This is a genomic window from Sulfobacillus thermosulfidooxidans DSM 9293 (genome assembly GCF_900176145.1).
In the GTDB taxonomy this organism is placed as follows: domain Bacteria; phylum Bacillota; class Sulfobacillia; order Sulfobacillales; family Sulfobacillaceae; genus Sulfobacillus; species Sulfobacillus thermosulfidooxidans.
In genome coordinates, this window is sequence record NZ_FWWY01000002.1 from 182066 (window position 1) to 194895 (window position 12830).

Annotated in this window: 13 protein-coding genes and 1 pseudogene; 6 read left to right on the plus strand and 8 right to left on the minus strand. The window is 54.6% G+C overall.

Features of this window, described 5'->3' with window-relative positions; genetic code table 11:
- Positions 1-2: 2 nt before the first annotated feature.
- From B8987_RS18900 to B8987_RS18935, 8 genes are all read right to left on the minus strand, one after another.
- Positions 3-1382, minus strand: a complete 1380-nt coding sequence (locus B8987_RS18900; protein ID WP_084662305.1) for a DEAD/DEAH box helicase — start codon at positions 1380-1382, stop codon at positions 3-5.
- 120 nt (positions 1383-1502) lie between these two features.
- Positions 1503-2453: an IS3 family transposase gene (locus B8987_RS18905; protein ID WP_084662307.1), complete on the minus strand. Its 951-nt coding sequence runs from the start codon at positions 2451-2453 to the stop codon at positions 1503-1505.
- The gene (locus tag B8987_RS18910) at positions 2450-2719 is read right to left on the minus strand and encodes a transposase (RefSeq protein WP_084661040.1); all 270 of its coding nucleotides are present in this window, start codon (positions 2717-2719) and stop codon (positions 2450-2452) included. Before B8987_RS18910 ends, B8987_RS18905 begins: the two co-directional genes overlap by 4 nt.
- 34 nt (positions 2720-2753) lie before the next feature.
- Positions 2754-3179 carry a DEAD/DEAH box helicase family protein gene (locus B8987_RS18915; protein ID WP_176213296.1) on the minus strand — a complete coding sequence of 142 codons (426 nt, stop codon included), beginning with the start codon at positions 3177-3179 and terminating at the stop codon, positions 2754-2756.
- Between the two features lie 36 nt (positions 3180-3215).
- The gene (locus B8987_RS18920; protein WP_084662311.1) at positions 3216-4070 is read right to left on the minus strand and encodes a hypothetical protein; all 855 of its coding nucleotides are present in this window, start codon (positions 4068-4070) and stop codon (positions 3216-3218) included.
- A 40-nt stretch (positions 4071-4110) separates the two neighbouring features.
- Positions 4111-5592, minus strand: a complete 1482-nt coding sequence (locus B8987_RS18925) for a lytic transglycosylase domain-containing protein (RefSeq protein WP_084662313.1) — start codon at positions 5590-5592, stop codon at positions 4111-4113.
- 23 nt (positions 5593-5615) lie between these two features.
- Positions 5616-6389, minus strand: a complete 774-nt coding sequence (locus B8987_RS18930; protein WP_084662315.1) for a hypothetical protein — start codon at positions 6387-6389, stop codon at positions 5616-5618.
- Positions 6390-6430: 41 nt separating this feature from the next.
- Positions 6431-6859, minus strand: a complete 429-nt coding sequence (locus tag B8987_RS18935; RefSeq protein ID WP_084662317.1) for a hypothetical protein — start codon at positions 6857-6859, stop codon at positions 6431-6433.
- Between the two features lie 980 nt (positions 6860-7839).
- Between B8987_RS18935 and B8987_RS18940 the strand changes: the two genes are divergently transcribed.
- The 6 genes and pseudogenes from B8987_RS18940 (at position 7840) to B8987_RS18965 (ending at position 12787) form a co-directional block, all read left to right on the plus strand.
- A complete protein-coding gene (locus tag B8987_RS18940) occupies positions 7840-8298 on the plus strand; it encodes a hypothetical protein (RefSeq protein WP_084662319.1) in 459 nt (152 codons plus the stop codon).
- Positions 8299-8377: 79 nt separating this feature from the next.
- Positions 8378-9007 (plus strand): creatininase family protein, encoded by a 630-nt coding sequence (locus B8987_RS18945; protein WP_084662321.1) that lies wholly within the window; start codon positions 8378-8380, stop codon positions 9005-9007.
- 2 nt (positions 9008-9009) lie between these two features.
- Positions 9010-9726, plus strand: coding sequence for a UTRA domain-containing protein (locus B8987_RS18950; RefSeq protein ID WP_084662324.1), 717 nt, complete (start codon positions 9010-9012; stop codon positions 9724-9726).
- Between the two features lie 181 nt (positions 9727-9907).
- Positions 9908-10306 (plus strand): annotated as a pseudogene (tnpA, locus tag B8987_RS18955) (IS200/IS605 family transposase).
- Entirely contained in the window at positions 10257-11393 is a 1137-nt protein-coding gene (locus B8987_RS18960; protein ID WP_242940725.1) for an RNA-guided endonuclease InsQ/TnpB family protein, read from the plus strand. Before tnpA ends, B8987_RS18960 begins: the two are co-directional and overlap by 50 nt.
- A gap of 275 nt (positions 11394-11668) precedes the next feature.
- Complete coding sequence (locus tag B8987_RS18965) at positions 11669-12787, plus strand: helix-turn-helix transcriptional regulator (protein WP_176213297.1); 1119 nt, start codon at positions 11669-11671, stop codon at positions 12785-12787.
- Positions 12788-12830 lie beyond the last annotated feature (43 nt).

Sequence of the window (12830 nt, forward strand, 5' to 3'; positions counted from 1 at the left end):
CTTTACGGGGATGAGGGAGCGGATGACGACGCGGCATCCGCCGGCGCATCACGGGCGCCATGCGCACTAATCAGCGTCGACGCCTCCTGCCGGGTCAACCCCTCCGGAATCGGAATCTGATGGGCGGCGAGCCACCGGCGTTGTTTCGCCGTCGCGGGTTGGTGATCCGTGGCGTCGCGAATCAACCGAGAGGCGGCCTCTTGGGTTAAGGTGGCCGGATCATACGGAATGTGGAGACGATCCAGAATCGCTTGTTGTTTGGGGGAGACGCGCCGCGATCGCCAGGCGGCATCTTTGGCGGCATAGCCTGTCCACTTTTGCGCCCGAACCCAATCTTCTGCTAAGCCTTGAGCATAGGCAAAGGGCAGCGGTTGATCACTGAGGCGTGTGCGCTGACGATGGTCGAACAACCACACCTCAAAGAGTTCGGAACCCAACGGCCGGCATTGAATGCGAATATTCGGGCCCGCTTCCAGCCACGGTCCGTCGACATCGGGATGCCAGACAAAGGGCGAGGTGCCTAAGAGATCCCACGGCAAGGGAATGAGATCGACCCGTCCCGCAATGTCGGCCGGCTCGTGATCGGCACGGATCGGCGGCGCGTCAGCGCGCCGTTTCCGCGGTTTCTGCGCGGGATCGGGTTGGGCAATCAGATCCAGCGTACAGGTCGATAAAGAATGCTGGCGGTCGGTGACATCCAGCACCAAACAATCGGTTTTGCCGGGATGGGGCCGGAGGCCCCGCCCCACCATTTGGATGTACAGCCCGGGTGACATCGTGGGCCGCGCCATCACCAAACAATTGACGGCGGGTTCGTCCCACCCTTCGGTGAGGATAGTACAGTTCACCAGCACTTGAATCTGGCGATCGTGAAACGCCTGCAAACGGCGCCGGCGTTCCGTTAACGGCAAGGATCCGGCAATCCAATCGGCCGCGATGCCCGCGGTTTGAAACGCCTCCGCCAAATGGCGGGCGTGCGCGACGTTGACGGCAAAGACGACGGTATGGCGGTCAGCGGCATGTTTTTGCCAGGTTTCCACAATTAAGGTATTGCGGCCGGGGGTATCGACGGCCAAGGCCAAATCGGCTTCGTCGAAATCGGTCTGGGTGGGATCCGGCAAGGCCACAGGCGAATAGACCCGGAGGCCCCGAATCGGCGCGAGATAGCCGAGGGGAATCAAATCGGCAATCTCTTTGCGGTAGGCCACGGTATCGAAAAATTGGTGTAACGATTGCCCATCGGTCCGAAAGGGGGTGGCCGTAATGCCGAGCAGCACACGGGACGCCGGGGCGGTCGCGCGATCGAGATCCAACGCGGCGAGCAACCGTTGATAGGTGACCGCGCCAATATGATGGCGATTCCGCCCCCCAAATTTGGACATTTGCGATCTCTTTCACGCGGATACGCATTGGGACATCCTATCAGCCCTACGGGCTGGGACTGGGGGACAGGGCCAGGGCGTCACCTCGCCCCTGTCCCCCAGTGCAAAAGTCTCGCTCTTCTATACTCTGACGGGCATCCAGGTCGCTTGCCCTCCCGCGACCCGTTTTCGCATCGTCGCCGGGGACCAAAATTCTAGGCTCCCATGCAGCCGATCTTGGTTATAAAAGGCAATCCATCGCGTTATGGCCGCATAGGCCTCGCCATATGTGGCAAATTCTTGAGTGAGACACTCGCGCTCCAACTGAGCATGCCACGACTCCATCAAGGCGTTTTTATTCGGCGTGGCCACCGGAATGCGTTCATGTTCCAGACCATAGGTGGCACAAGCCGTTTCGAATGCCTCGGCGATAAACTGGGGGCCATTGTCGGTCCGCAGAACGGGAGGCGTCTGCCATTCCGATTGACGCTGGATCACCGCGTGTTTTAGGGTTCGCACAACATCCGTCGCCTGACAATGGAGTCCCATGTGGTAGGCAATAATCATGCGGTCACACACATCGATAATGGCTTGGAGATATAAAAACCGATCCTCACCCGCAATATACACATAGGTAATGTCCGTTTGCCAGAGCTGATTGGGAGCCGTAATGATGCGGTTCCGCGCCAGCCGGCGCGGATGCCGGATGCGGCGTTTTCGCTGAGGCCATAATAAGTGCCACTGTCGAAGGAGGCGATACACCTTTTTGACACGAATCTGTAGATGATAGCGTCGTCGCAAGACCCATGTGATTTTATGATACCCATAGGCCGCATTTTCCGTCGTCAGAATATCGGTAATCCAGTCCATAATCTGGCCATCGGCGATTTTCTGGCCATTTTGTGTGACGCTGTATCCTCGCGGAGGTCGACCCGGCGCCTGATGGCGCCGATCCGGTTCCCGATGGCGTTGGCGATGACGCCACGCATAAAAGGTAGCCCGTGAAAGGCGAATCGTCGCACACCATCGGCGAAGGGGCACCTGAGGAGCGCGGTGATGCCAATCCATCACGTGTTCACACAATTCTGTCACGGACGGATCCCCTTTTTTTGCAGCAGATCTTGAAGCATAGCAATCTGCAGATCTTTTTCCCCGAGTAATTTCTTTAATCGTTCATTTTCGTCTACCAGACTCATGAGATCGTGGGGATGGTGGGCCGCCTTCATCGCCTCACGCACCCAGCGACGCACCATGGATGGACTCAGCTGATGACGACGAGCGACTAATGTCGCATTTTGCGTGTCTTGAGCTTCTTGAACAATCTGTTGCTTGAATTCCGGTGAATAGGTTTGACTCATCGTGCACACTCTCTCCTCTGAACTGATAATTATCCTACCAGGAGAGATCGCGATTGTCTCGTCTTCTTAAGGGGCTTAAAAGATGGCTTTCGTCCACAATCACCAGCCGAAAGGGATCGGTCTGATCCGTCGTGAGCAGCGCGTGCAGCCGGGCGGGGCGGGCGAGCGTTTGGATCGACGCCACGACATACCGGGCGGTTTCGCCATGTTCTGCCCCTTGCACAATGCCGATCTGATCCGGCGGCACAAAGAGCGCCAGTTTTTGCACCGATTGCTTGACGAGCTCGTCGCGGTTGACCACCATCAGGACCCGCCCTTTGGTCTGCTGCGCCAAATGGGCGGCGATCACGGTTTTCCCCGCGCCCGTGGCCAAGACGCACAAGATCCGCCGTTGGCCCTGGAGGGCGGCGGATCGGACGGCTTGCACCGCTTCTTGTTGGTAAGGCCGTAGGGCGAGCAACAGGGATCACCTCCTCTCTGTATGCCAACGCAGAACTTAGCGTGAATGGGGTATCAAGAAATCGCCTTGAGCGGGCGTTTGCGGCAAGTCTTGGGATAAATCTTGGGGCGCGACCGCGTAAAAACTTTGTTGAATTTGCCAGGATGAGCTATTCACGGGCGCTGACACCGCAAACCCCACGAAATGACCATTGGGCAGCGAGACTTTGTCAAATCCTGCATCTTGGAGATTTTTCCAATGAATAGGCACATAGGTGGTAATGGATAAGGAGGCGGGGAGCCCATAAGCCGCTGGAGAATAATAGGCGACAATCGCCACCGGATTGCCGACATTGCCCGTAATCGTATTCCAGGGAATGGTATTGCCCAATGTGGGCGTTTCGGTCACACCTTGTTGCATCAGCATCGCGTAATGCATCGCCCGGAATAACGGTTGGGGGACTTTGCTGGCCACGGCGCTCGGAATGGTCGTCACCTGATTCGAAAAGTGTTGCCAGTGGACCGCGTGATTTTTTTGAACAACCGCATAGTAAAACTGTTGATGAACCGCCAGAGGTTCAAACACCAAGACACTATGAGCGGGAAACCCCCATTGGGAGGACACCGGAACAATGTCTAAGGGCCCAATTCGGTCATGTAGTTGTTGGGCTAATTGGTGTTGTAACGCCGAGCTCCACGCGGCCGATCCAAAAGGATCCGATGTCGGAATCCCAGATGGAGACGCTGAAGACGGGGCCGTCTGGGCACTGGACGACTGAGTCCGAGTCGAGGACGTCTGATGCACCACGTGATGATGCGTTGAAGCGGCTTGCGACGCGCCACATCCGGTTAATAGGCCACTGACGCTAATAACGCTCAACACCGTGAGAGAAGAGGACTTTGTTAGTTTCATAGTGAATGAGAACACCTTTCTTAACAATGTCGGAATGGGATTACGACGAGGCCAACGGTCCGCTCAGGTGTTCATCCTGAGCCGCGGCCTGGGCATAAGCATAAACCGTGTTGGCGTATTGGGCCAAGCTTAAGCTGTTACCCGCTTGCGGATCCGGCACCACATTTGCTAACAACGATTGTCCGGCACTCCACGACATCCCCGGACTCACGCCGGCGTCTTCAACGGCTCCGGCGCCACCATAATACGCAGCGGAAGCCAAGCGCCACGAATGAAACGTGCGATAGTTGTCAGCCAAAAGTTCCGCTCCGAGAGTGAGGTTGACTTGGGGATTTTCCCGCGCTCCCGGATACCAGCCGGGCAAACTTTGAGCGGTTTGCGGTTCCAGTTGCATGAGGCCCAAAGCTCCGCCGAAAGGATTGGCGAGATTGGCAACTGCGCCGGGATTGCCACCGGATTCTTCGAGCATTTCGCCCGCAATCCAAGCCGGGGGGACACCTGTGTGGTGACTGGCCTGAAGAATATCGGGCCACCATTGAGTGACGGCTGCTCGGACCGAGGCTGGGGAATAAGACGGAGGCAGGGTTCCTCCTCCACCTCCGATCGTAAATCCGGTCGAACTCGGTAAGGTCACCGAAACCGAAAAGGTGGGCCAATGCGCCGTAATGGTGACCGGATGTTGCGCATTGACAATCACATCCGCGCCAAACACTTCAGCGTGCGGCCACGCGGGCACGGCAGATCCGGACGGCAAGAGGGAGGACAGCATCGGCCCGTTATACCCATCCGATTGAATCGTCATTGACGTGGGTGGGGAAACCATCGACACGGCAATGTCATTCGGCGTACAGACTTGTTTGCCATGAATCCACGTACAGGTGGGCGGTTTCCACGGCACGGCGACCGGTTGGCCCACCGGCGCCGAGCCAATCGCTAAGACCCATGTTTTGGTGCGCGTGCCCGACGGATAGTGCCACTGACCGTTCTGCCACCCCGTGACGGGCCAGGCCGCGACCATCGGAGTGGTGGATAAGGTGATAATATCCTGTTTGACGGTGTCGATAAAGCTGGCTGGAGGCTGATCACGCGTGCTAGCGAATTGGGCCAAGCTGTGGCTCTTATAGCGATGCGCGGCCCAGGCCGCGGCCAGCTTGGGAACGGCACTGTTAAAGTCTGTCAAAGGATGGCCGGTCAACGCCGGATTATAGGACGCAAACAGTCCGTGTCCATGGGTTTGATTCGCTAAGACCGCACCGTTCGATAAGGCTTGCACCACACTAATCCAGACACTATTCGGAATCGTGGTGTACAGCTGGTTGGCCGTGACGACATGGGTCGACAGGTTGATCCACTGGTCGGAAAACGCAGGGCTATCGGGAAACGGCGGGGGATCGGAGGTTTGATGCAAAGCGAGCCCGCCGATGAGCATGAGAGCCGGTGCGAGGATGACAAATAACAAAGGCAATCCCACAAGTCCCCCGCCGCCCACCGCGGCGATCAGCCAGAGAGGTTTTTTGGTCATTCCAGGAAGTCCTTTCGGCAAACTTAGCGGGGAATGGAGTAGGGAAACGCGAAGAATTCCGGAAAGACCGTTTGCACGCGCTGGATAGCTTGCACCCGTTGAGCGCGCGAAGTGTGGGTCGGAAAGCCTAAAAACACAAAGGGCGATGACACAACAACGGCCTCCGCTTGCGCAATGCGGCGAATGATGCGCCGCAAATGAGGGACCGGCCGCGATCCACTCCGGACTACGACTTCCTCGGGTGAGGTGATGTGACGGATGAACAAGGCTTGGAGTTCCTGCTGATAACGCGGATGATACGCTAAGGTATGACGCAACGTGGACGGCCCATAGACCGTCAGCACAAGAGCCGATCCGGGCACCCGGGTCAAGGATCCGACCGTTAAACCCGGTAAGCGGCGCGTTAACCACCGTTGGACGAGTTGCCGTTCACTGGAGGGCACTTGCCACACGACGTGCAGCGTGGCCGGACGGGCATAGGACGTGGGGAGGCGTTGGGGTGCCATCAACCATCCTCTGACGCGTGCTCCCACCGATACCGGCAGGAGAGGCGCGGGGAACCGATCCGCGGTGTGTAAGGGTTGCACGATGAGCGCCGAGTCGGTGCGGTCGACGACCCGAAACCATAAGGGTTTTTGACGATGCACGAGCCGTGCATAGTAGTGCGCGATCATCAGATGACGGGTCACTACGGACAGATTGATGGCCCGCCGTCCGACGGTTTTCCGATGACTCCAGCTAAAATGCAGCATGAACGCGGTGTTGCGGTGCGATTGGCGGGTTAAAATCCGGGACATGGGAAGACCTCCTTGTCTTCTTCATCGTCTTTCATAGTGATTTAATGCAGATCTTTTGGGGACAGGGGTGGCGCCAACAGCATGAGATCGTGAGGCGTCAACCTTAAGGGTTGCGTGTGGAGCAGTTTTTGGATGACGCGGGGAACATCCGGGGACATCGCCGGCGGACAGCCGATTAAGACGTAGCCCGGAAGATCCGGCACAAAAATGTGCAACGGGAGCGCACATGTTTCCACAAGATGATCGCCCCATTCGGCTTCGTGCCCCATGGGGACATCACAGGCCCACCACGCATAGGTGGGATCCAGACTGGGGGTCACGCGCGAAATATGCGGAGCGTGCTGGGCCAAACGACGGGACCACCGTCTATATTCCGGCGACGTTTTCACCGCGAAGCGTGGCGTCGCACGGGGATGATGTTTCACGGTGGGATGCACCATCCACTCCGCGAATGGTTGACACCAAACCACAAGGGTACGCCCCCTTTAGATAGGTTGTGTAAAATGTATGAGGACTTTTATAGAAGGAACTGTCAACAGTGAGACAATCTGTCTGTCTAGTAATCATCTAAGCATGCAAAAAAGGAAAATGCTCCGATCGGGCACTGGCGTCATGGGACATCATGGCGGGAGACGACGCCTTCTGGGATGAGGAGCCTATTCTAAACGCGAGACAACATAGCCGTCCGAAGAGGGCCACACCGACAGAACGACGGAATCACCGCTCGTCCTCAGCCAGTGGCGGTCGGAGATGTTGTCGCAGGAAGCAGTATCGAAAGAGAAGCCACGAGAGACCGAACGGCTCTCGGAAGGTGCCTGCGCCCTTTCCTGTTCATAGCCTACTTACCCTCAAGGAAGGTTTTGGATAAGTAGCTTGCAGCAGTCCCTGTCCCGATGCGGCTGCAAACGGACTCATCGGGTCCCACGATTCATTCGGTACGCGGAGGGTATCGCGTATTGCTCCTTCACAGGAATCAACCCCAGCCCACGCTAGTTTTTCTTAGCCTGACGGGCCTCACACGTTTCGCACCGTGCGGGGGGGACCAGAATGTGGGAAGGCAGCGTCTTAGCGCTGGGCGACCGTCCATTGGGCTTTTACCGGTTATCGCTCAAGGTCCCAACGCGAGCAGGCTATCCCGAATCCCGGGGTCTCGCTGCGTCGTCGTTCGTGAGTGTATTGCGATATCTCGGCAGATCGCTTGGGACTTAACGTCGTGGTCGCTGGAATGCCGACGTGATGCACGCCCCTCAGTATGATGTCGCCATCATACCACCTAGATTTCATCGGTTGATGAAATCATGCATCTTTCTTAATTGGATATTAAACCATTGATAGATGTTATGCAAGATCTTACACGCTATTTTTACAAATTTTTTAGGCAAGCAATTACGCCAAGACTAATACAAAAGGAGAGCGATATGGTATGTTTTTGCAAAGATGAGCCATTAACGTGTCCAAGGAGATGAGGCATATCGCTCGGAAACGTCGTCCCCCCGATAATGATCGGTGGCCTTTTATATGGCCAGCAGTGGAAACCACCGTGCTTGGTCCCATAATGCAGAAAGCCCGGGAACGGCAGGGTGTGGGATTTTCCGAGTTATCCCAGCTGGTGACGCATTACTACCGAATGTGGAGACCCCACGCGTCATTGCAGATCACTCCCCAATATCTTTTTCAATTGGAAACGCAACGGATTCAAACTTGTGATCCAGCGGTCGCCTGCGCCATCGCTCTGGTGCTAGCAATTCCGTGGGATGAGGTCTTAGGGTGGGAATTTCCATTGCCCACACCATCGCCGCCCGATCTTTGGGTGCTATTGACCAGTATGGGTTTAAGTCCAGAGCAAAAACGCATGGCGTTGAGTTTTATCGAGTTTTTGCGTTCCAATACTTTTCTCGAGGGAGTATAGCATAAAAAATATCGCGTTTGCTGATCAAAAATATTGCGTTGAACGAGTGAAAAATGACCACGAATAAGGAGTGAGAAAAATGCGTTGGTTACCCATTGGAAGTTGGGAACCGCATGGGGGCCATTTACCGTATGACACCGACACGCGGATTGCCAGTGCGCTGTGCCAAGCCTGCGCTCAACCGGAAGACATCGTCTTGCCAGCGGTACCTTATGGGTGTTCGTTTGAGCATCGCGGTTTAGGCGCGATGGTGAGTATCCGGGTCAGTCATTTTGCGGCTTTTGTGACCGATATTGTGTGGGCGCAAAGCGATCCCTTGGTCATTATTAACGGACACGGCGGCAATCAAGTCTTGGGCAGTCTTGTGCAGGAATGGAACGCGGATGGAGCCCGGGTGCTCTTGTTACCGGATCGGTCCCAATGGACTTTTGCGTATCAGGCAGCGGGGTGGAACTTTGGGCCTCACGAAGATATGCACGCCGGGGCCTTAGAGCGCAGTCTGCTGCTCTATTTGGCGCCAGAAATGGTGAATCCCCAGATACCCGCCGATGTTCATCAACCCCATCGCCCGTATTTTACCGCAGCCGGTCTGCACAAATATACCGCGAGCGGCGTCATCGGTTTGCCATCGTATGCTTCGCGTGAAGCCGGAGAACGGGCTTGGAATGCTTTGGTCGGCCAAATTCGTGCGCTCGTCAAGGAGTGGTGAGTGTGACGGTTTCCGGTCGTCAACCCAAGCAATGGGATCAAATTTTCCAACACTTACAGCAAGAAATTGAAGCGGGGTGGCCTGCTGACACAGCCTTTTGGTCCGCCGAGGACCTACACGAGCGCTTTCAGATTAGCATTGGCATGGCCAATCGTATATTGCAAGAGCTAGAATTGGGGGGCTGGCTTTACGCCGTCCAAGGCATACGTGAACGGCGAGTTGTAGGAAAACGCCATGTGTCGGATCGATCGACAGAGTTTTTGCGCGACCCCGCGTGGAAACGACCTTGGATCAAAACAATCGACGCTGCCATCGAGGATCAACCCCCGGACTGGGTACAGGCTATCCGGGGGCCAGGTCCTGCATGGCGGTGGAAATCCTATCAAGGTGATGGCATAGTGACGCTGGCAATTGCAGACGGATGGTATGATGTGGATTCGCCAGCGGTCCTCTTGGAAAAGAAGCCAGATCGTCCCTTTTATCGGTTATTGGAAACCCACTATGGGCTATTAGCGGGATTCGAGGAAACCGTGTCAGCTCGGCTGGCAACTTTCGAGGAGCGAGACGCCTTTCATGTTGTTGGAAGAGCCCCGCTGATGGTCTTACAGATTGATCGCGTCACACGAACTCGATCAGGACAAGTCGTTGAAGTCGTACGGTTAGTCGACCGGGCCAGTCATTATCAGTTGCGGTATGACGTGCCCTATCGGCAACTTTAGTACAAGTAATGTCCCATGCTGGTAATGTCGCCGTGTCCGTGGGCAGCCAAAATCAGTCCGAGTAACCATTTTAACGATCTTGCGCCAGAAGTCTCCCGCCTCTAAGGCGGGGGATGAATGGCAGGTTTTTCCTTTTCGTGCTATAATATCAGTAGTCAGCATCGAAAAGGCAGGATAACCCATGGAACTTGAGAGTAATAACCATTCAGTGTTCCTGATGTACTACCACCTGATTCTGGTTATCAAGTATCGGCGCAAAGTGATAGATGATGCTGTTTCGACCCGATTGCGCGAGATTTTTGAGTACATCCAGCCGCATTACCACATCACGCTTCAAGAATGGAACCCTGATCGTGATCATGTCCATATTTAGGCGCATCCCAATTCCGAACTGTCTACATTTATCAACGCTTACAAAAGCGCATCATCAAGACTCATCAAAAAAGAGTTTCCGATCATCCGCAAATCACTTTGGAAAGAATATTTTTGGTCACGTAGTTTCTGTCTACTGACGACAGGAGGTGCTCCGATTGAGACCATCAAAAAGTACATCGAAAAGCAGGGGGAACGAAACTGTTAGCGTGTTGCGTTTCCGCTTGGAGCCTACCAAAGAACAGGAACAAAAGCTCTTTCGCACCTTCTTTTTGTGTCGAAAACTCTACAACCAGGCACTCGAAGATCGTGTAATGTCCTATCGAGAAAAAGGGATTACCATTCATTATACAGACCAGCAAAACCGCCTGCCCGTATGGAAACGAGAACACCCTGAGTATCAGGAAGTCCATTCACAAGTGTTGCAAAACGTGTTGCAACGGCTGGACCAGGCGTTTGTGAACTTCTTCGAGAAACGGGCAAAGTTTCCGAAGTTCAAAAACAAATTCATGTTTCGATCCATCACCTATCCGCAAGCAAGAGACACCTATTTTCATGACAACCAGGTATATCTCCCGAAAATTGGCTGGGTTAGAATGAGGGCTCATCTTCCATTTGATCCTGCGTCTGTCAAAATAATCAATGTCAAATTCCATGATGGCAAGTGGTATGTGAACCTAACTTCTGTGACAAAAACCATCGCGCCACGTACAGAGACTTGCAAATCCGTGGGCATTGATTTGGGATTGCTTTCGCTGGTTGCGACCTCGGATGGGGAATTCTTCGAAAATCCCAAGTGGCTCCAAAAGAGCGAAAAGCGCTTGAAGCGCATGCAACGACAGCTTTCCCGCAAAAAGAAAGGCAGCAAGAACCGCCAAAAGGCTAAACATAAACTTCAGGGTGTCCACGACCATGTGGCGAACCAACGCAAAGATCATCTGCACAAGATCAGCCGATCACTGGTTGACCGTTACGACCTGATTTGCATGGAGGATTTGCAAGTGAAAGAGATGATGAAAAATCATCGACTGGCAAAATCCATAGGTAATGCGAGTTGGGGTAAACTCGCTACCTACCTGGAATACAAAGCGAAAAACGCTGGAAAGCACCTGATCAAAGTGCCCCCGCATTATACGTCACAACGTTGCAGTGGCGGGTGTGGAACCATCGTCAAGAAAAACTTGTCTGTGCGTCTCCATCAATGCCCGACGTGTGGGTTAGAAATTGATCGTGACGTCAACGCCGCGATCAACATTCTCCATCGAGGGCTAGAAATCCGACATCAAGCGAGCTAACGTGTCTGCTCAACTAGGCATGGAATGGGCCGAAGTCACGCTTGTGGAGATCATGTAAGACCTGCTATAGCAGGCGATGGCCGATGAAGCAAGAAGCTCTCCGCCTCTAAGCGAAGTGAAGGCGGGAGCAGTTCACCGCGGAAGACATGAGTAACCCTCCTTGAGTAAATTGACTATTTTGAGTGTAGCAGCTTTGCGGACAAGAAAAAAAGGAGTTTTTCCTACCGAAGCGAATATATGTTCGCAGTATTTAATATCACCACGGTGGGATGTCAATGTCAGAGACATTGGGAATGCGACTCAAGAAAGCGCGATTGGCGCGGGGATTACGACAAAATCAAGTTCCCGGCATCGCGCAATCAACGCTCGCCAGCTGGGAATCGGGTCGGCGTTGGCCGAAGTGGTCGGATGTGCTGCGGTTAGCGGAGATCTATCGGGTGGATCCAACGACTTTCACACCATTCTATACACCCGATGCCGGTCAATTTGCGGGCGTCCGTCATTTGGAAGACGCCGCACGGACTGGCGATTGGGCGACGGTGTGGCAAGACGGCTACCGCTTTTTACAGCGCCATCGCCAAAAGGTGCCGCTTGCGGTATACAGCCGCGTAGAACAGCTATTAGCACAAGCGATGGCCGAACAACCCTGGCTAGGGTTGGTGCGCCGTCAACAAACGCTCGACGAAGAATTGCGCGTAGCGGCGGCGATGCATAACCTGGGGTTGGGAGCGCGAACCATGCATCAATGGTTTGTGCGCTTGGCACAGCAGTATGCTCCAGACCATCCAAGCTACATTAAAGTGCTGAATAATGCCGCCATTTATGCCGAACGAATGGGAGATTTGACCACTGCGTTACAGTGGCTTGCAGTAGGGGTAAACTGGTCCAAAGCCCATCATCAGTGGGACCGTGTGCCAGAGCTAGAGGCCATTGCATTTCGTTTGCACAGCTATACGGAAGACTTAGGAAACTTAGGCTTACAAGGTCAGATGTGCGGTGAACTTGCTGACGATGGAAATACGTTTGTGCACGAAGATTTATGCATCGGATACAGCTGGCGGATCTGGCGGGCAAAAGATACTACAGCATGGAAGCGACTTAAAACACTCGCTATTAAAACATGGCTCGATGACAGCCCGATGCCACCCTGGATGGCCCTGTGGGACGCCGCGTGGGCGTGGCGGCAACGTCGAGTGGCCAAGCCATTAAGTGATTGGGTGGCGTGGTGGTTAGCCGATGGGGAAACCTTGTGGCGTGCACATTGGGATTGGTATTTGCGCGATGCAATGTTACTGGCTGCGCAATCCCAGCATCCCGGGTTTACGGAATGGCGGCATTGGTGGAGCCATTATTTGCAACAGCATCAAGAGGACGGCTGGTTAACGTGGGTGTAATGGGCCTATCGATCATCTCCCGCATGAAACGCTACATTCGCTG

Bases quoted from the DNA above. Each gene is read 5' to 3' on its own strand.
- B8987_RS18900 (WP_084662305.1), bottom strand. From the start codon at position 1,382: ATGTCCAAATTTGGGGGGCGGAATCGCCATCATATTGGCGCGGTCACC.
- B8987_RS18910 (WP_084661040.1), bottom strand. From the start codon at position 2,719: ATGAGTCAAACCTATTCACCGGAATTCAAGCAACAGATTGTTCAAGAA.
- B8987_RS18920 (WP_084662311.1), bottom strand. From the start codon at position 4,070: ATGAAACTAACAAAGTCCTCTTCTCTCACGGTGTTGAGCGTTATTAGC.
- B8987_RS18925 (WP_084662313.1), bottom strand. From the start codon at position 5,592: ATGACCAAAAAACCTCTCTGGCTGATCGCCGCGGTGGGCGGCGGGGGA.
- B8987_RS18930 (WP_084662315.1), bottom strand. From the start codon at position 6,389: ATGTCCCGGATTTTAACCCGCCAATCGCACCGCAACACCGCGTTCATG.
- B8987_RS18945 (WP_084662321.1), top strand. From the start codon at position 8,378: ATGCGTTGGTTACCCATTGGAAGTTGGGAACCGCATGGGGGCCATTTA.
- B8987_RS18965 (WP_176213297.1), top strand. From the start codon at position 11,669: ATGTCAGAGACATTGGGAATGCGACTCAAGAAAGCGCGATTGGCGCGG.